This window comes from Methylobacterium sp. P5_C11, from assembly GCF_054049775.1.
In genome coordinates this window covers 20,397-36,748 of record NZ_JBFULS010000013.1, presented here as the reverse complement: position 1 = coordinate 36,748, position 16,352 = coordinate 20,397, and the positions used below count along the sequence as shown (strand labels likewise).

The 16,352-nt window shown below is 71.0% G+C and carries 16 protein-coding genes; 9 read left to right on the top strand and 7 right to left on the bottom strand.

Features of this window, described 5'->3' with window-relative positions; all coding sequences use genetic code 11:
* Positions 1 to 48: 48 nt before the first annotated feature.
* From ACXJKQ_RS09610 to ACXJKQ_RS09595, 4 genes are all read right to left on the bottom strand, one after another.
* Entirely contained in the window at positions 49 to 921 is an 873-nt protein-coding gene (locus ACXJKQ_RS09610; RefSeq protein WP_457105529.1) for a tetratricopeptide repeat protein, read from the bottom strand.
* Between the two features lie 332 nt (positions 922 to 1,253).
* A complete protein-coding gene (locus tag ACXJKQ_RS09605) occupies positions 1,254 to 2,366 on the bottom strand; it encodes a 5-(carboxyamino)imidazole ribonucleotide synthase (RefSeq protein ID WP_457105528.1) in 1,113 nt (370 codons plus the stop codon).
* Positions 2,363 to 2,860 (bottom strand): 5-(carboxyamino)imidazole ribonucleotide mutase, encoded by a 498-nt coding sequence (gene purE / locus ACXJKQ_RS09600; protein ID WP_457105527.1) that lies wholly within the window; start codon positions 2,858 to 2,860, stop codon positions 2,363 to 2,365. The genes ACXJKQ_RS09605 and purE overlap by 4 nt, the downstream gene beginning before the upstream one ends.
* A gap of 78 nt (positions 2,861 to 2,938) precedes the next feature.
* Positions 2,939 to 3,157 (bottom strand): YdcH family protein, encoded by a 219-nt coding sequence (locus ACXJKQ_RS09595; RefSeq protein ID WP_457105595.1) that lies wholly within the window; start codon positions 3,155 to 3,157, stop codon positions 2,939 to 2,941.
* Positions 3,158 to 3,361: 204 nt separating this feature from the next.
* Here ACXJKQ_RS09595 and ACXJKQ_RS09590 point away from each other — a divergent pair, with 204 nt between their 5' ends.
* From ACXJKQ_RS09590 to ACXJKQ_RS09575, 4 genes are all read left to right on the top strand, one after another.
* Complete coding sequence (locus ACXJKQ_RS09590) at positions 3,362 to 3,544, top strand: YdcH family protein (protein WP_457105526.1); 183 nt, start codon at positions 3,362 to 3,364, stop codon at positions 3,542 to 3,544.
* 301 nt (positions 3,545 to 3,845) lie between these two features.
* Positions 3,846 to 5,771 carry a propionyl-CoA synthetase gene (locus ACXJKQ_RS09585; protein ID WP_457105525.1) on the top strand — a complete coding sequence of 642 codons (1,926 nt, stop codon included), beginning with the start codon at positions 3,846 to 3,848 and terminating at the stop codon, positions 5,769 to 5,771.
* 523 nt (positions 5,772 to 6,294) lie between these two features.
* Positions 6,295 to 6,714: a CopG family transcriptional regulator gene (locus ACXJKQ_RS09580; protein ID WP_457105524.1), complete on the top strand. Its 420-nt coding sequence runs from the start codon at positions 6,295 to 6,297 to the stop codon at positions 6,712 to 6,714.
* Between the two features lie 211 nt (positions 6,715 to 6,925).
* The gene (locus tag ACXJKQ_RS09575; RefSeq protein ID WP_457105594.1) at positions 6,926 to 8,068 is read left to right on the top strand and encodes an extracellular catalytic domain type 1 short-chain-length polyhydroxyalkanoate depolymerase; all 1,143 of its coding nucleotides are present in this window, start codon (positions 6,926 to 6,928) and stop codon (positions 8,066 to 8,068) included.
* Between the two features lie 63 nt (positions 8,069 to 8,131).
* Here ACXJKQ_RS09575 and ACXJKQ_RS09570 read toward each other — a convergent pair whose 3' ends face one another.
* The gene (locus tag ACXJKQ_RS09570) at positions 8,132 to 8,599 is read right to left on the bottom strand and encodes a hypothetical protein (protein WP_457105523.1); all 468 of its coding nucleotides are present in this window, start codon (positions 8,597 to 8,599) and stop codon (positions 8,132 to 8,134) included.
* Between the two features lie 178 nt (positions 8,600 to 8,777).
* Between ACXJKQ_RS09570 and ACXJKQ_RS09565 the strand changes: the two genes are divergently transcribed.
* A complete protein-coding gene (locus ACXJKQ_RS09565) occupies positions 8,778 to 9,896 on the top strand; it encodes an NADH:flavin oxidoreductase/NADH oxidase (RefSeq protein ID WP_457105522.1) in 1,119 nt (372 codons plus the stop codon).
* 244 nt (positions 9,897 to 10,140) lie between these two features.
* On the opposite strand, the gene ACXJKQ_RS09560 is transcribed toward ACXJKQ_RS09565, so the two are convergent.
* The gene (locus ACXJKQ_RS09560; RefSeq protein WP_457105521.1) at positions 10,141 to 11,364 is read right to left on the bottom strand and encodes an MFS transporter; all 1,224 of its coding nucleotides are present in this window, start codon (positions 11,362 to 11,364) and stop codon (positions 10,141 to 10,143) included.
* A gap of 229 nt (positions 11,365 to 11,593) precedes the next feature.
* Here ACXJKQ_RS09560 and ACXJKQ_RS09555 point away from each other — a divergent pair, with 229 nt between their 5' ends.
* Positions 11,594 to 12,322, top strand: a complete 729-nt coding sequence (locus ACXJKQ_RS09555; protein ID WP_457105520.1) for an AraC family transcriptional regulator — start codon at positions 11,594 to 11,596, stop codon at positions 12,320 to 12,322.
* A 205-nt stretch (positions 12,323 to 12,527) separates the two neighbouring features.
* Here the strand turns inward: ACXJKQ_RS09555 and ACXJKQ_RS09550 are convergent, their stop codons facing one another.
* The gene (locus ACXJKQ_RS09550) at positions 12,528 to 13,274 is read right to left on the bottom strand and encodes a phosphodiester glycosidase family protein (RefSeq protein ID WP_457105519.1); all 747 of its coding nucleotides are present in this window, start codon (positions 13,272 to 13,274) and stop codon (positions 12,528 to 12,530) included.
* 215 nt (positions 13,275 to 13,489) lie between these two features.
* Between ACXJKQ_RS09550 and ACXJKQ_RS09545 the strand changes: the two genes are divergently transcribed.
* From ACXJKQ_RS09545 to ACXJKQ_RS09535, 3 genes are all read left to right on the top strand, one after another.
* Positions 13,490 to 14,002, top strand: coding sequence for a hypothetical protein (locus tag ACXJKQ_RS09545; protein ID WP_457105593.1), 513 nt, complete (start codon positions 13,490 to 13,492; stop codon positions 14,000 to 14,002).
* 129 nt (positions 14,003 to 14,131) lie between these two features.
* On the top strand, positions 14,132 to 15,436 hold the full coding sequence (locus ACXJKQ_RS09540; protein ID WP_457105518.1) for an MFS transporter: 1,305 nt from the start codon (positions 14,132 to 14,134) through the stop codon (positions 15,434 to 15,436).
* Between the two features lie 2 nt (positions 15,437 to 15,438).
* Entirely contained in the window at positions 15,439 to 16,308 is an 870-nt protein-coding gene (locus tag ACXJKQ_RS09535; protein WP_457105517.1) for an amidohydrolase family protein, read from the top strand.
* The last annotated feature ends 44 nt before the right edge of the window (positions 16,309 to 16,352 follow it).

Here is a 16,352-nt window from a genome sequence, read left to right as displayed (position 1 = left end):
CGCCGATGCGGGTCTCTCAGGGTGCGGGCGCCGAACGGGGAGCCGGGATCAGTTGAACAGCGAGCCCACACCGCCCTGGACGCGGCCGAGACCGGCGCGGGCGACGGAATTGTTGGGATCGATCACGGCGGCGCGCTGGTAGTTCTCCAGCGCCTCCTTGCGCTGCCCCGACTTCTCGTAGGCGAGGCCGCGGTAGGCCCAGGAGGTCGCGTCCTTGTTGTTGACGTTGAGGGCCGCGTTGTAGTCCTCGATCGCCTTCGGGTACTGGTTCGTGGCGATCAGGCTCTGGCCGCGGGCCGCGTAGGGCGCGGACTTGAAGGGGTCGCGGTCGATGGCGGCGTCGAAATCGGCGATCGCCTGGGTCTCCTGACCCTGCTTCTGCTTCACGAGGCCGCGAGCATGGTAGGCCTCGGCCGATTCCGGCATCAGCCGGATCGCGACGTTGAGGTCGTTCAGCGCCTGGTCGAGGTTGCCCTGGGCGCGCTCGACATTGGCGCGGCCGATATAAGCGGGGCCGTAATTCGGATCGATGCCGATCGCCTTGGTGAAGTCCTGCAGCGCGGGGCCGTCGCGGCCGACCTGACGGCTGGCGAGCGCCCGGTTGTTGTAGGCCGAGGCCGAGTTCGGATCGATCTGGATCGCCTTGGTGAAGTCGGCGATGGCGTCGTTGAACTGGCCGGCGCGGGCATAGGCGGCCCCGCGGGTGTTGTAGGCGGCCGCATCGTTCGGGTTGCGCTGAACCACCTCGGTCAGCGAGGCGATGTTCACGTTGGTGGCGCCCGTGGTGTCCGTCTCCAGCACGGCGTATTGCCGCGCGCCGGCGGCGCTCCCCACGGTCTCACACCCCGCCAGGGCCGCGGCCGAAAGCGCGGCCGCGCCGATCAGTGCCGACTTCCGCGCCAGCCCGTTGCGTACGATCATCGCCCCACTCTCCCCGAGGCGCAGCCCGCCTGCCGCGTGCCCGCCCCGCCCCTCTCAGTCCAAGAGCCCGCGCGCCGCGCCGGGCACACCCGAATCCGGGGTACCGTCGCGCATCACGGTGAAGGCCGGCTTAAGAAGCGCCGCCTCGTGATCCGGCCGCCGCCGGTCCCGACGGGACTCAGGCGATGCGGGCGGACTCGATCGACAGGCTTCGGAACCGACCACGACGTGGTGGAAGCGGCGGGATGTGGCGAAGGTATGGCTCGACGGGCCCCGGCGCCGAGTCCGGGCTCGCGGCCGCCACGCGGCGGCGCGAGTGTGCCCTCGAAGCCTCAGGAACCGGTCGGGCAGGTGCCGAGGCGCGTCACGTGACCCATCTTGCGGCCGGGACGGGCCTCGCCCTTGCCGTAGAGGTGCAGATGGGCGCCGGGCTCGGCCAGCAGGGCGTGCCAGTCGTCGGCCTGGGCACCGATCAGGTTGCGCATCTCCACCGGCAGGCCGCCGACGCGGGCGGCATCGCCCAGGGGCCAGCCGCAGACGGCGCGGACGTGCTGGGCGAATTGCGAGGTCAGCGCCCCCTCTCTGGTCCAGTGGCCGGAATTGTGCACCCGGGGTGCGATCTCGTTGACGACGAGCCGCTCCGCCCCGTCCTCCCGCACCAGGAACATCTCCACGGCGAGGACGCCGACATAGTCCAGGGCGTCGGCGATGCGCCGGGCGATGTCGAGGGCCGCGCGGCCGGTCTCAGGGGCGAGGCCGGGGGCCGGCACCCGGGTCAGCGCCAGGATGTGGTCGCGGTGCTCGTTCTCGCACAGGTCGAAGGCCGCGAAGCTGCCGTCGCGGGCGCGGGCGCCCACCACCGAGACCTCGCGCTCGAACGGCACGAAGCCCTCCAGGATCAGCGGCGCGCCGCCGAACTCGGCGAACAGCGCGTTGCGGTCACCCTCGGCCCGCTCGCGCAGGATGCGCTGACCCTTGCCGTCATAGCCGAAGCGCCGGGTCTTGAGCACCGCCGGCAGGCCGATCACCTCGATCGCCCGGTCGAGGTCGTCGGGCGCGTCCACCGCCCGGAACGGCGCGGTCGGGATGCCGAGGCCGTTGACGAATTCCTTCTCGGTGAGGCGATCCTGCGTGGTGGACAGCGCCCGCGCGTTGGGGTGCAGGGGGGCGTGCCGCGCCAGGATGTCGGCGGTGGCGTGCGGGATGTTCTCGAACTCGTAGGTCACGACGTCGACGCTGCGGGCGAAGGCCGCGAGCGCCTCGGGATCGTCGTAGGCCGCGCAGGTGGTCCGTGCGGCCACGTCGAAGGCGGGGCTGTCCGCGTCGGGGGCGTAGACGTGCACCTTGAGGCCGTAATCGGCCGCAGCGAGCGCGATCATGCGCCCGAGTTGCCCGCCGCCGACGATGCCGAGGGTGGAGCCGGGGCCGAGGATCCTGTCCGTCACGCGTTCTCTTCCGTCACCGGCCGTTCGGCCACCGAGGCGGTCTGGGCCGCGCGCCACGCCTCCAGGCGCTCCGCCAGTCCCGCGTCTGACAGCGCCAGGACCGAGACGGCGAGCAGGGCGGCGTTGATGGCCCCGGCCCGGCCGATCGCCAGGGTCCCCACCGGGATTCCGGCCGGCATCTGGACGATGGAGAGCAGGCTGTCCTGGCCGGACAGGGCCTTCGACTCCACCGGCACGCCGAAGACCGGCAGACGGGTCATCGCAGCCGCCATGCCGGGCAGGTGCGCGGCACCGCCCGCACCCGCGATCACGACCTTGAGACCGGCCGCGACCGCGCCCTTGGCGAAGGCCACGAGCCGGTCGGGGGTGCGGTGGGCCGACACGATCCGCGCATCGTAGGGCACGCCGAGGGCGTCGAGCGTCTCGGCGGCATGCCGCATGGTCGCCCAGTCGGACTGGCTTCCCATGATGATCGCGACCGGAGGCGACACCATCGTTGATCCCGGCAAAAGAGGGCGCTTACAGGCGGCGCGGGTCCGCGGCAAGGCGGACACCGGAAGCGTCCACCGGCATCAGGCGATGATGTCCGGCGTGACCATGTCCTCGACGTGGCGGATCCGATCCCGCAGGGTCAGCTTGCGCTTCTTCAGCCGCTGGATCTGGAGCTGGTCCCCGGCGACGCTGCGCTCCAGCGCCTCGATGGCGCTGTCGAGGTCCCGGTGCTCCTCCCGCAGGCGGGCCAGCTCGCCGAGGAGGTCCGACTGCGCGCTCTCACTCGACTCTTCCGCCATCGTCACCTGCGGATCCGAAGACCGTTCATCGCCCGGGACGTTCATGGCCCGCGCATTCATCGTCCAAGAGCATGCGGCACGGCCCCGCCCCGGACAAGCCGGCGCGGTAAGCATTCGTCAGACTTAGCAGCAGAAAACGCTTCGACAGGTCCGGCATCCTGTGCCAATCTCGACGTGTCGAAACGATGACAGGAGATTCGGCTCATGTCGCTGCAGACGCATCTGAACCAGCTCGCCCGGAAGCACGAAGCCCTCGAGCGTGAGATTCACGAAGCGATCCACAGGCCTTCGGCGAACGACCTCCATATCGCCGAGCTGAAGCGACGGAAACTCCTCCTCAAGGACGAGATCAACAGGCTCCAGGCCGGCAACGACACGCTGCACTGAGCCGCGGATCCGTCAGCCACGTTAGCAGACCCACTCTGACAGCCGCCGCAACGGGAGCCCCCGATGCGGCGGTTTTTCCATGGTCCGCACCTTATCCAGCCCGTCTCATTCCAAGTCCCGCGACTTTCCATGCTCCACGCGTCGCCGGTTCGTAGCCGGGCCGCGTGGGGCTCCGCCGCCGGACCGGACGGCGCAGGCGCGGGCGTCGCGGGCTGGACCCCGGCCAGCCCTCGCCCCGGCGCGAGAATGGGCTAATCTGCTCCGACCGCCGGAGAGCGGCCCGTGAGGAAACGCCGAGCCGATGACGACCGCCAGCCTTCCAGGCCGCTATCCCGAGACCTACGAATCGGCCCTTCGCGATCCGGAGGCGTTCTGGCTCGCTGCCGCCCGAGCCCTGGACTGGACGCGGGCGCCCGCCCAGGCCTTCGCGCCGGAATCCGGCCCCTACGGCCGCTGGTTCCCGGACGGGTCCCTCAACGCCTGCCACAACGCCGTCGACCGCCACGCCGCGGGGGCACGGGCGGAGCAGGTGGCGATCCACTACGATTCGCCCGTCACCGGGACCAAGCGCAGCATCACCTACCGGGCGCTGCGCGACGAGGTGGCGGTGCTGGCCAGCGTGCTCGCCGGGCTCGGCGTCGGCAAGGGCGACCGGGTGATCCTCTACATGCCGATGGTGCCCGAGGCGCTGTTCGGCATGCTGGCCTGCGCCCGGCTCGGCGCGGTCCATTCGGTCGTGTTCGGCGGCTTCGCGGCCAACGAGCTCGCGGTGCGGATCGAGGACGCGGCGCCGAAGGTGGTGCTCGCCGCCTCCTGCGGCATCGAGCCGAACCGGGTGGTCGCCTACAAGCCGCTGCTCGATGCGGCCATCGCCGCCTCCCGCCACAAGCCCGAGGCCTGCCTGATCCTGCAGCGCCCGCAGGCCGCCGCGACCCTCCTGCCGGAGCGGGACCACGACTGGGCGGAGAGTGTCGCGGCCGCCAGGGCGGCGGGCGCCGAGGCGGCGTGCGTGCCGGTCGCCGCCACCGACCCGCTCTACATCCTCTACACCTCGGGCACGACGGGGAAGCCGAAGGGCGTGGTCCGCGACACCGGCGGCTACCTCGTCGCCCTCGCGTGGTCGATGCCGAACCTCTACGGCGTCCAGCCCGGCGAGACCTATTTCTGCGCCTCCGACATCGGCTGGGTGGTCGGCCACTCCTACATCGTCTACGCGCCGCTGCTCCACGGCTGCACGACGGTGCTGTACGAGGGCAAGCCGGTGGGCACACCCGATGCCGGCGCCTTCTGGCGGGTCGTCGCCGAGTACGGGGTGGCGTGCCTGTTCACCGCGCCGACGGCCCTGCGGGCGATCAAGAAGGAGGATTCCGCCGGCGCCCGGATCGCCGACTACGACCTCTCCGCCTTCCGCAGCCTGTTCCTGGCCGGCGAACGCGCCGACCCCGACTCGGTCGCCTGGGCCGAGCGCGTGCTGGACAGGCCGGTGATCGACCATTGGTGGCAGACCGAGACCGGCTGGCCCATCGCCGGAAATCCGATGGGTCTCGGCCTCCTGCCGGTGAAGCACGGCAGCACCTGCGTGCCGATGCCGGGCTACCGGGTCGAGGTGCTGGACGAGGGCGGCAAGCCCGTCCCGGCCGGCACGATGGGCACCATCGCGATCCGGCTGCCCCTGCCGCCCGGCTGCCTGCCGACCCTCTGGGGGTCGGACGACCGCATGCGGTCGAGCTATCTCGCCACCTTCCCGGGTTACTACGACACCTCGGATGCCGGGGTGATCGATCAGGACGGCTACATCACGGTGCTCGGGCGGACCGACGACATCATCAACGTGGCGGGCCACAGGCTGTCCACCGGCGGCATGGAGGCGGTGCTGGCGGGCCACCCGGATGTCGCCGAATGCGCGGTCATCGGCATCCGCGACGCGCTCAAGGGCGAGGTGCCCTGCGGCTTCGTGGTGCTCAAGGCCGGCGTCGACCGGCCCACCGAGGCGATCGAGCGGGAACTCGTCGCCAAGGTGCGCGACGAGATCGGCCCGGTGGCGGCCTTCAAGCTCGCCCTCACCGTGCCGCGGCTGCCCAAGACCCGCTCGGGCAAGATCCTGCGGGCCACGATGAAGCGCATCGCCGACCACGAGCCCTGGACGATGCCGGCGACGATCGACGATTCTACGGCCCTGGACGAGATCGGCGAGAGCCTGAAGGGCCGGGGGATCGGCGCCGGCTGATCGTCGGATCCGCGTCCGGGCCGCGGCGTCATCGCCGGGACCGGGCGCAGCGATCCGAACGAAGGCGGCCGGTCTTCGGAAGGAGGCCCTCCGCACCGCTCGGCGCGCGCAAGCTGTCGAATCCGGCTCCGGCACGATGGCCGGGTCCGTCGGCCACCCGATCGCCTCCAGCCGGCGCATCCAGGCCGATCCCGGGCACCGCGCGCCCTCGCGGCGCGCCGGCATCCGTGGGACGGACATGCGCCCGCAGGCCCGTGCCTGCGGGCGAAGCGGCGTCATCCCGTGACGCCGCGCTTTCCGACGTCGCACGGCCCCGGGTCGGGTCGCTGCGCCGGCGATGACGGCAGTGGCGGCGATCCGGCGACGCCCCGATCCGCCTGCCCTGGCGACGCCCTTCGAAACACGTCCGTCCAGGCCGGATCGCAGGGCCGTGATACCCGTCGGCGCGCCCTGCATCTTGCGCCGACCTTGCGCGTCTCCATCTATAGACCATCCAACCGGATGGCCAAGAGCAGGTATCACGATGACCGACGCCAGTCGCGACCTCCGTCCGAAGGTGCCGGACAGCGAGAAGATCACGGTCAATCTCGGCTTCGTCGATCTCGGGCGCGTCGATCTGATGGTCCGCGACGGTTTTTACGCCAACAGGGCCGACTTCATCCGCACGGCCGTGCGCAACCAGCTCGACCGCCAGGAGGAGGCGCTCCGGCAATCGGTGGCGCGGCGCCAGCTCCGGCTGGGGGTCCTGCACGTCTCCCGCGCGGAGCTGGAGGCGGCCCGGGATGCCGGCTCGCCCCTGCACATCCAGGTCCTGGGCCTCGCCACGATCGCCATCGACGTCACGCCCGAACTGGCCCGGGCCGCCATCGCCTCCGTGGAGGTACTGGGTGCCCTCCAGGCGAGCCCCGCCGTCAAGGCGGCCCTCGCCGACCGCACCGTCTGACCGTTCGCGCCGCTTGCGCGAACACGCCGTCCGAACGACGCCGCACAAGGATCACCCCATGTTCCGCTTCCCCAAGTTCGACCCGTCGAAGCTCGACCCTGCGGCGTTCGGCATGCCGAACTTCGATCCCCGTACCTTCGCCCCTCCTGCCTTCGACGCCGCGGCGGCAGCGACCGCGGCGGGGGCCGGGGCCGGCGACCGTGCCGCCCGGATGCAGGACGCGATGGCGCGGTTCCGCCGAGCCCAGGAAGCCGCCTTCGCGCAATGGACCGAGGCCCGGCGCAGCATGGCCGACCGGCCGGACGCCGTGAGTCCCGACGGGCCGACCCTCGACATGGAGGCACCGACGGTCGCCGGGGGAGCCTGGACGGCGCCGGACCAGGGCGGCGGCGCGGAGCCGGCGGCAGGCCCGGACCTGTCGGCGCTGATGCAGGCGCTGCGCGCGCGCATGCCGAATCCCGTCCCGGCGGGTCGGGGCAGCGCCGTGGAGATCCCGCACGGGGCGCGGTTCGAGGATCGTGTCTTCGCGGAGGCTGCCGGGAGCCGGCGCTACAAGGTCTACGTCCCGAGCGGCTATCGGGGTCAGGCCCTGCCCGTCATCGTGATGCTGCACGGCTGCACCCAGAACCCCGACGACTTCGCCGCCGGCACGCGGATGAACGCCCTGGCCGAGGCGCAGACCTTCCTGGTCGTCTACCCGGAACAGCCCCCGTCGGCCAATCCGCAGCGCTGCTGGAACTGGTATGCGGCCGGGGATCAAGTCCGCGAGGGCGGCGAGCCGGCGCTGATCGCCGGCATCGCCCGGTCGGTGGTCGCGGAGTTCTCTGCCGATCCCAGCCGGGTCTACGCGGCCGGGCTCTCGGCCGGCGGCGCCGCGGCGGCGATCCTGGCCGCGACCCATCCGGACCTGTTCGCCGCCGTCGGGATCCATTCCGGGCTGGCCTGCGGGGCGGCCCGGGACATGCCCGGCGCCTTCGCGGCGATGAAGGGCCAGGGCCTCGCGCCGGGGCGTAACCGGACGGCCGTCCCGACCATCGTGTTCCACGGCGACGGTGACCGCACCGTCCATCCCGTCAACGGCGATCGGGTGGCCGCGCAGGCCGCCGCCCAGGCGCGGCTCGTCGAGACGGTCAGCCGGGGCACGAGCCAGGACGGCATGGCCTATACCCGGACCATCCGCAGCGACGCGTCCGGACGGGCTCTGCTGGAGCAGTGGGTCCTGCACGGAGCCGGGCATGCATGGTCGGGGGGGAGCCCGGCAGGATCCTACACCGAGCCGCGCGGCCCGGATGCCAGCCGCGAGATGGTCCGGTTCTTCCTGGCGCAGGCCCTCGATCCGGACAGCCGCGCCTGAGCACTGCAACCGACGGCGCGGCCGGGTCGCCGCGCCGTCACCCGGACGATCCGGGGCAGGGTGTCAATCCGCGTCGGGACCGTCGGAATCGTCGTCCAGGTCGGCCGGCGCCGACCGGTCCAGGGTCGGGGCGTAGGTCCCCTGGGGCTGGTCCGTCGAGACCGATGCCGGCACGCTCTGGGCGCTCGGGTCGGTGGGGATCAGGGTCGCGGTGGCTGCCACGAGACCGGCCATCGACCGGACGTTCCGGGGCTGGCTCGGGTCGCGGGAGATCAGTGTGGCTTCCCGCTGCAGGCGGAGATTGCAGGCCTGCGACGGCAGACCGCCCTCCGGCGTGCAGGCATCGTGGCGGGCGCAGGCCGCGTCGAGGGCATCGATCGGCGGCAGGGGCGCATTGTTACCCGGGCCGCAATAATTGCCGTGCACGAGCATCTTGGGTCCGCCAAGGGCGGCCGGCTGGGCGTAGGACGGCCCCGCGACGGCGGCGCAGCCGGCCGTGAGGAGGAGCGAGGCGGCAAGTTTCGTGAGCATGTTTCAGAACCCCGGGCGATCTCGCCCCCTCAGGCGGCTCGCGTCGTGGCGAGAGCGCGAAGAACGGCCGGTCGCCTAAGCAGGTTCCCGCACGGCCCGCCGCAGGGCTGCTCTGACGCACCGCACTGGCCGCCGCGCCCATCCTGCGCCAGAGTGGCGGCTCCATCCGGAGTTGCCGATGACCGCTCGCCTGTTCGAACCCCTGACGCTCGACGCCCTGACCCTCGAGAACCGTATCCTCATCGCGCCGATGTGCCAGTATTCGGCCCGGGACGGTGAGGCCACCGACTGGCACATGATGCATCTCGGCCAGCTCGCCATGTCGGGTGCCGGCCTGCTGACCCTCGAGGCCACCGCGGTGTCGCCCGAGGCGCGGATCACCGCCTGGGACCTCGGACTCTACAACGACGGCTGCGAGCGGGCGCTGGGCCGGGTGCTCGATGCCGTGCGCGAATACGCGCCGATCCCGATCTGCATCCAGATCGCCCATGCCGGCCGCAAGGCGTCGAGCGACGCCCCCTGGGCCGGCGGCCAGCAGATCCCGCCGGAGCACGCCTACGGCTGGCGCACGGAGGCGCCCTCGGCGGTCGCGCACGGGGAGGGCGAGGTCCCGCCCCACGCCCTCGACGCCGCCGACCTGAAGCGCGTCCGCGACCAGTTCGTGGCCACGGCCAAGCGCGCGGTGCGGCTCGGCATCGAGGCGGTGGAACTGCACGGCGCCCACGGCTACCTGCTGCACCAGTTCCTGTCGCCGATCGCCAACAAGCGCACCGACCAGTACGGCGGCAGCCTGGAAAACAGGATGCGCTTCCCGCTGGAGATCTACGACGCGGTGCGCGACGTCGTCCCGGCCGGCAGCCCGGTCTGGCTGCGCGTCTCGGCCACCGACTGGGTCGAGGACGGCTGGGACATCGACGAGACCGTGGCGCTGGCCCAGGCGCTCAAGCGGGCGGGATCTCCGGCGCTCCACGTCTCGACGGGCGGCGTCTCGCCCAAGCAGGCGATCAAGCTCGGGCCGGGCTATCAGGTGCCCTATGCCGAGCGGATCAAGGCCGAGACCGGGCTCACCACCATCGCGGTCGGCCTGATCACGGACGCCCGTCAGGCGGAGGCGATCCTGCAGGAGGGGCGGGCGGACGCGATCTCGCTGGCCCGCGCCATGCTGTACGATCCGCGCTGGCCCTGGCACGCGGCGGCCGAACTCGGCGCCAAGGTGCGCGCGCCCAAGCAGTACTGGCGCTCGCAGCCGCGGGAGTACAAGGATCTGTTCAAGGACACGGCGTTCGGGCAGCGGTGACGCGGCTCCCGCGCCTTGAGTCGACGCGTTCGTCTCGCGGGACCGGCTCAACTTCGGGAGAGCGCATCAGAGTTGAAACCTGATGCGCTCGGCCGTGCGAGGGGACTGCCATCGACCCATGTCGGCCCTTAAGTGGACCGCCAGCGCTTCCTGAAAGCGGCCATACGTCAGCCCTCAGGCAACTCGCCCAGAGATGGTTTGCAGATGCCGTCTGTGGAACGGGAGAGGCCGCCATCTCGCCGCCTCAAGCTATGCGGCGGGCTCCGCGCACGGCCATCAACATCAGCGCCGATGCTGCCACAGCCAGCGGTCCGAACGAGACCCAGAGGACCGTGTGCCATCCGTAGCTCGTCAGCAGACCGCCGGACGAAAACGAGCCCAGGGCTACCATGCCGAAGACGATGAAGTCGTTGACCGACTGCACTCGCGTCCTCTCCTCGGGACGGTGGCATTCCAGCACCATCGCCGAGGCCCCCACGAAGCCGAAGTTCCAGCCCAGGCCGAGGAGGATCAGGGACAGCCAGAAATGCGTCACGTCCACGCCCGCCAAGCCGATGATGGAAGCCGCGCCCGTCAGTACCAGACCGGCTGCTACGACGCTGGAGGCGCCGAAGCGCGTGATCAGGCGTCCGGTGAAGAAGCTCGGCCCGTACATGGCGATCACGTGCCACTGGAGGCCGAGGTTCGCATCCTCCTGCGCATGACCGCACAGGTGCATGGCCAGCGGCGCGGCCGTCATCACGAAGTTCATCAGCAGGTACGACACGGCTCCGCAGACCACCGCGATGATGAAGCGCGGCTGTGTCAGGATCGCAGCCAAAGGCCGCCCACCCTCGAGACCGTCTGCGACGGGTCGCGGCAGGCGGACGCCGGAGAGGACCACAGCCGCCAGTACGGCGACCGCGGCCTGGGCCATGAAGGTGGCGGCGAACAGGTAGGGCGGCCACAGGTTCATGGTGTACGTGACGAGTTGCGGGCCGATCACCCCCGCGAAGACCCCGCCCGCCATCACGGTGGACAGCGCGCGTGGTCGCCGCTCAGGCGGGACGCACTCCGCCGCGGCGAAGCGGAAGGAGAAGACTACGGCAGCGTAGGCTCCCCCGAAGAACATGGCCGCGCTGAACAGCCAGAAGTTGGCTGTCAGGATAGCAAGCGCGGACAGCACCCCGACCAGCACTCCACAGCCAGTTCCGGTCAAGAAGGCCGCGTTCCGGCCGTAGCGGCGGGCGATGCTACCGGCCGGCAGGGAGCAGGCGGCCATTCCGACGACGAAGATCGAGATCGGTAGCGTCGCTAGGACCTTGCTCGGCGCCAGCATGTTGCCGACGATCGCACCTGTTGAGAAGACGACGACCGAATTCGCCCCAGCAAGCGCCTGAGCAATGGCCAACCTCAAAACGTTGGCTGCCCCAGATCGGGCAGAGGAGGTAGGGTCGCGGTCGACGATCGACGATGAGGCGTAGGACATCAGGCGCTCGGATTTCGGCGGACAGTGTTCTCGTGCCCCGGCTTGGATGACACCAGGCGGCGAACCCGGCTGACCGAGTTAGGCGGGCTGACCGGGCTATACGTGAGGGGCGCCCGTCTGTATCTCGACGGGATGCCAAGTTGTGTCGAATAGCTGCCAACCTGGGGGGACGATGAGGTGGGAGCCGATCAAGGCGCCGCCCGGGCTCGTACCGCCTCGGCCGATCACAGTGCGTGCGCAGACCATCCCGGCACGCGGGTACTTCGCCGAGCACGCTCACCCATGGCATCAGATCGTCTACGCCACGTCCGGGGTGCTCACGGTGGCGGTGGAAGGACGTTCGTTCGTGATCTCGCCGGAGCAGGCCGTCTGGCTTCCGACCGGCGTCCGGCACAGGGTCGGATCACTTATAGGCGCTCAGTTCCGCAGCCTGTGGGTCGCCGATGAGGCCGGACATGACGTGGCGGAACGTCCAGCGGTCTTCGCCGTACAACCGCTGCTGCGAGCCCTGATCTTGGAGGCGGTGGCGGTCGAGGGGTTAGAAGACCAGGGCGGCTATGCCGATCGCGTCACCGTCCTGATCCTCGATCAGTTCCGGCGGGCTCGACCGCTGCCGGGAGCGCTGCCCTGGCCCCGGGAAGGCCCTCTGGTCTCTCTGTGCGAAGCCCTATACGCCGATCCAGCAGACCCCCGCGGAGCGGCGGCCTGGGGGCGGGAACTCGGCCTGTCGGAACGGACCCTGGCGCGGCGTTTCGAGACCGACGTCGGCATGAGCCTGCGATCCTGGCGGCGGCGTTTGCGCTTATTCAGGGCCGTCGAGTTGATGGGCGGGGGCATGAGCGTGACCGAGACCGCGATGCAACTCGGCTACGGCTCAACCTCCGCGTTCGTTTATGCATTCCGCGCCGAACTCGGCAGCACTCCGCTAGCCTACATGCGCGAGAAAATTTCAGGATAGCCGGGCGATTACGGTCTCATCTGCCCGTTTAAGTCCGGCAGCGTCATTCCTGACCTAGGCGCATCCCGACCTGTGTCCTGGACTGGCATGCGCTGTGAACGGATCCAGCGGCGACGTCCGCACTTGTGCATGGACGTCTGAAATCGGACTGGCTGAAATCCACCCGAAGCTGCCCTTCACACGGTCGCGTTGATCAGATCAGGTCCTACCGCGGCACCGCCCCCACCAGCGGCCCCAGGGGCCGGCTGATGTCCGTGCGGCCGAGATTCGGCGCGTATAGGCTCGATACCGAGCCGTCGAGGAACAGGGCGTTGCGGCAGCCGAGATCGTCGCGGAACAAGCGCGCGAAGGCCCCGAAGGTGACCGGGCGCTCGGAGATGGCGAAGATCGCGACGTGCCCGTCTCCGGGCACGCCGACGCCGTTGCGGATCTTCTGGCTCGGCCCGTCGGCCGAGATCTTCGGGTGGATCTGGCCGTCGATCACCAGCATCGGCCCGGACTGCGTGGCGAAGTCCGGGCGGAACTTCCCGCGCAGATAGCGGCCGGTGTCGATCACGCCGCTGCGCTCACCCTTCACCCAGAAGACCCCGTTGGGCTTGAGGTGGAAGTTGCCCGGGCCGTCCGCCGTGGAGGGGCGCTTCAGCTCACGCCCATCCTCGACGTAGAGGCCCACGGGCGCCTGGTCCTTGTCGTACATGCCGGCATTCATCGCGAAGGCGAGGCGGCCACCCTGCGTCTGGGCGAGCGTGCCGAGGGCGCCGTAGGGCTTGCCGTCGTCCTGAAGCCAGAACAGCCGCAGCCGCATCCGCCGCAGGTCGATGGTGCAGACCGTAAAGGTCTCGCCCTGCGCCTCCACGGGCCGGCACGGTTCCATCGCGGCCGGGGCCGCGGCCCGGGCCGGGGCCGCGAGGGCCAGTAGCGCGATCAACAGGGCGTGAGCCGGTCGCAACATCGTCGTTCGTTCCATGGGGCGCGGGGGGCGAGTCGGGGGACTGGGACTCTCGATCGGCGCGCCTCTTGCTTGGGAAAGCGGCGAATTTCGAGTCCGGAGCCGACCGCGGCCTGCTTGGGCGCCTCGCGGCGCGGCGCCGCGGCCGAAGACTGGACCGTTTTCCCGGTTCGCACGTTCTTAGCGCCAGAGGGCGATTTTTTCACGGAGATGACGTGATGAAGGGTGCAGTGCTTGGCTCGGCCCTGCTGGCGGCGGGGGCTCTGGCTCTGGCGCCGGCCAGCGCAGATGCGCGCGGCTTCGGCGGCGGCGGCTTCCACGGCGGCGGCTTCCACGGTGGCGGCTTCCACGGTGGCGGCTTCGGCGGCGGGTTCCGCGGCGGCGGTTTCGGGGGCTTCCGCGGCGGCGGGTTCGGTGGCGGCTTCCGCGGCGCCGGCTTCCGTCCGGGCGGCTTCGGCTACGGTCGCGGCTTCTACGGCCGCGGCTACGGCTATCGCGGCGGTTACGGCTACGGCCTGGGCGGCCTCGGTCTCGGCGTCGGCCTCGGTCTGGCGGCCGGCGGCCTCTACGGCGGCTACGGCGGCTACGGCTACCCGGGCTACGGCGGCTATTACGCGCCCGCCGCCTACGGCTACGGCGATTACGGCTACGGCGGCGGCTGCTACACGGTCCCGCGAGTGCGCTGGACCCCCTACGGCTACCGCCGGGTCCTGGTCGAGCGCTGCTACTGAGCGGAGCGCGACCGCGAAAAGCCGGGACAGGCCGCCTTCGGGCGGCCTTTTCCTTGCCTGCCTGCCCCGCGGCGTTGGACAGCTCAGCCTGGGACGCCGATACTGGTATCGGGTGGCAGGAGCGGGTTCATGGGTACGGCGAGCGGGCAGGGATCCTCGGGCGTGGAGGCGGTCGAGATCCGCGACGCCAGCCTCACCGCCTTCTATCGCTCGATGACACCGCCGGAGCGGCACACCTTCTGGGCGTGCGCCGCCGGGTGGTGCCTCGACGGCATGGACTTCATGATCTACCCGCTGGTGATCGGGACGATCATGGCCCTGTGGCACGTCGATGCCGGCACCGCCGGGCTCGCCGCCACGGTGACGCTGCTGGCCTCGGCCCTGGGCGGCTGGCTGGCGGGCTTCGTCGCCGACCGGATCGGCCGGGTGCTGACCCTCCAGATCACCATCCTGTGGTTCTCGCTGTTCTCGCTGCTCTGCGCCTTCGTGCAAAACTTCGAGCAGCTCCTCGTCGCCCGGGCAATCCTCGGCCTCGGCTTCGGCGGCGAGTGGGCGGCGGGCGCCGTGCTGATCGGCGAGACGATCCGGGCCGAGTATCGCGGCCGGGCGGTCGGCTCCGTCCAATCCGGCTGGGCGATCGGCTGGGGTCTGGCCGTCCTGTCGCAGGCGGTGCTGTTCTCGATCCTGCCGCCTGAGACCGCGTGGCGCTGGATGTTCGCGGTCGGCGCCCTGCCGGCCCTGCTGATCTTCTACCTGCGCCGCTACGTGGAGGAGCCGCAGGTCGCCGCCGAGGCCCGCGCCCGGGCCGCCGCGGCCGGCGACCGGCCGCAGATCTGGGAGATCTTCTCCGGGCCGATCCTCAAGACGACGCTGCTCGCCTCCCTTGCGGCGGCGGGTTGTCAGGGCGGGTACTACGCGATCACCACCTGGGTGCCGCGCTTCCTGACCACCGAGCGGCACCTGTCGATCGTGTCCTCCACCGGCTACCTCGCGGCGCTGATCATCGGCTCGTTCACCGGCTACCTCGTGGGTGCGTGGCTCGCCGACCGGCTCGGACGGCGGCCGCTGTTCCTGATCTTCTCCGTCGGGGCCATCGCGGTGGTGATCGCCTACACGCAGATCCCGCTCTCGAACGGCGTTCTATGGGTGCTGGGCTTTCCCCTGGGCTTCTTCGCCTCCGGCTACTTCTCCGGCATGGGCGCCTTCCTGACCGAGCTGTACCCGACCCGCCTGCGCGGTTCGGGGCAGGGGTTCTGCTACAATTTCGGCCGGGGCATCGGCGCGCTGTTCCCGGCGCTCGTCGGCTACCTCGCGGAGCGCACCGGCCTCGCCTCCGCCATCGCGATCTTCGCGGCCTTGGCCTACGGGATCTTCTTCCTGGCGGCCTTCGCGCTGCCCGAGACGCGTGGCAAGGTCCTGCACGCGGATTCCTGACCATGCCCGAGATCCGAGACTGCCCCGCCCCGGATCCGCATCCGGAAGGCCCGACCCGTTACCGCGTGCCGGACGGCGCGGTCGACACCCACGCCCACGTCATCGGGCTGCCGCCGGACTACCCGCTGGTGGCGGACCGCAGCTACACGCCCCCGGCGGCGTCCGCCGAGCGCTACCTCGCGATGCTCGACGGGACCGGCATGGCCAACGGCGTGCTCGTCCAGGTCAGCGTGCACGGCACCGACAACCGCCTGATGGTCGAGACGCTCCGCGCCCACCGGCAGCGCCTGCGCGGCATCGCGGTGATCCCGCTCGGGCTGCCCGACGCGGACCTCGCCGCCCTCAAGGAGGCCGGGGTGGTGGGCCTGCGGCTCAACGTGCTGTTCGGCGGCGGCGTCGGGCTCGACGCGGTGGAATCCTACGGGGCGCTCGCCCGCGAGATGGGCTGGCACCTGCAGTTCCTGCTCGATGCCCGCGAGCTGCCGCCCATCGCCGGCCGCCTGTCCCGGCTGCCGGTGCCGCTCGTCTTCGACCACATGGGCCACATGCCGACCTCGGCCGGCGTGGACCACCCGGGCTTTAAGGCGCTGCTCGGCCTCGTCGCCGACGGCAACTGGGTGAAGCTCTCGGGCGCCTTCCGGGATTCCGTGACCGGTCCGCCTTATGCCGACACGATCCCGTTCGCCCGCGCCCTCAACGACGCCGCGCCCGAGCGCTGCGTCTGGGGCTCGGACTGGCCGCACGTGGCCGCCTGGGACGGGCCGCCCCGGACCGCGACGCTCCTCGACCTGATGGCCGACTGGGTGCCGGACGCGGATCGGCGCCGGATGGTCTTCGTCGACAACCCGCGGCGGCTCTACGGTTTCGGGTAGGCCGGGGGTTCAACGGCGGCCGGAGCGTAGGCCGTCTTCGCGCG

What these genes read in the sequence shown, in the direction of transcription:
- ACXJKQ_RS09565 (WP_457105522.1), top strand. Translation starts at nt 8,778, where the DNA reads ATGACCGCTCGCCTGTTCGAACCCCTGACGCTCGACGCCCTGACCCTC.
- ACXJKQ_RS09550 (WP_457105519.1), bottom strand. Translation starts at nt 13,274, where the DNA reads ATGTTGCGACCGGCTCACGCCCTGTTGATCGCGCTACTGGCCCTCGCG.
- ACXJKQ_RS09595 (WP_457105595.1), bottom strand. Translation starts at nt 3,157, where the DNA reads ATGGCGGAAGAGTCGAGTGAGAGCGCGCAGTCGGACCTCCTCGGCGAG.
- ACXJKQ_RS09590 (WP_457105526.1), top strand. Translation starts at nt 3,362, where the DNA reads ATGTCGCTGCAGACGCATCTGAACCAGCTCGCCCGGAAGCACGAAGCC.
- ACXJKQ_RS09575 (WP_457105594.1), top strand. Translation starts at nt 6,926, where the DNA reads ATGCAGGACGCGATGGCGCGGTTCCGCCGAGCCCAGGAAGCCGCCTTC.
- ACXJKQ_RS09580 (WP_457105524.1), top strand. Translation starts at nt 6,295, where the DNA reads ATGACCGACGCCAGTCGCGACCTCCGTCCGAAGGTGCCGGACAGCGAG.
- ACXJKQ_RS09610 (WP_457105529.1), bottom strand. Translation starts at nt 921, where the DNA reads ATGATCGTACGCAACGGGCTGGCGCGGAAGTCGGCACTGATCGGCGCG.
- ACXJKQ_RS09585 (WP_457105525.1), top strand. Translation starts at nt 3,846, where the DNA reads ATGACGACCGCCAGCCTTCCAGGCCGCTATCCCGAGACCTACGAATCG.
- ACXJKQ_RS09545 (WP_457105593.1), top strand. Translation starts at nt 13,490, where the DNA reads ATGAAGGGTGCAGTGCTTGGCTCGGCCCTGCTGGCGGCGGGGGCTCTG.
- ACXJKQ_RS09570 (WP_457105523.1), bottom strand. Translation starts at nt 8,599, where the DNA reads ATGCTCACGAAACTTGCCGCCTCGCTCCTCCTCACGGCCGGCTGCGCC.
- ACXJKQ_RS09540 (WP_457105518.1), top strand. Translation starts at nt 14,132, where the DNA reads ATGGGTACGGCGAGCGGGCAGGGATCCTCGGGCGTGGAGGCGGTCGAG.
- ACXJKQ_RS09560 (WP_457105521.1), bottom strand. Translation starts at nt 11,364, where the DNA reads ATGTCCTACGCCTCATCGTCGATCGTCGACCGCGACCCTACCTCCTCT.
- purE (WP_457105527.1), bottom strand. Translation starts at nt 2,860, where the DNA reads ATGGTGTCGCCTCCGGTCGCGATCATCATGGGAAGCCAGTCCGACTGG.
- ACXJKQ_RS09535 (WP_457105517.1), top strand. Translation starts at nt 15,439, where the DNA reads ATGCCCGAGATCCGAGACTGCCCCGCCCCGGATCCGCATCCGGAAGGC.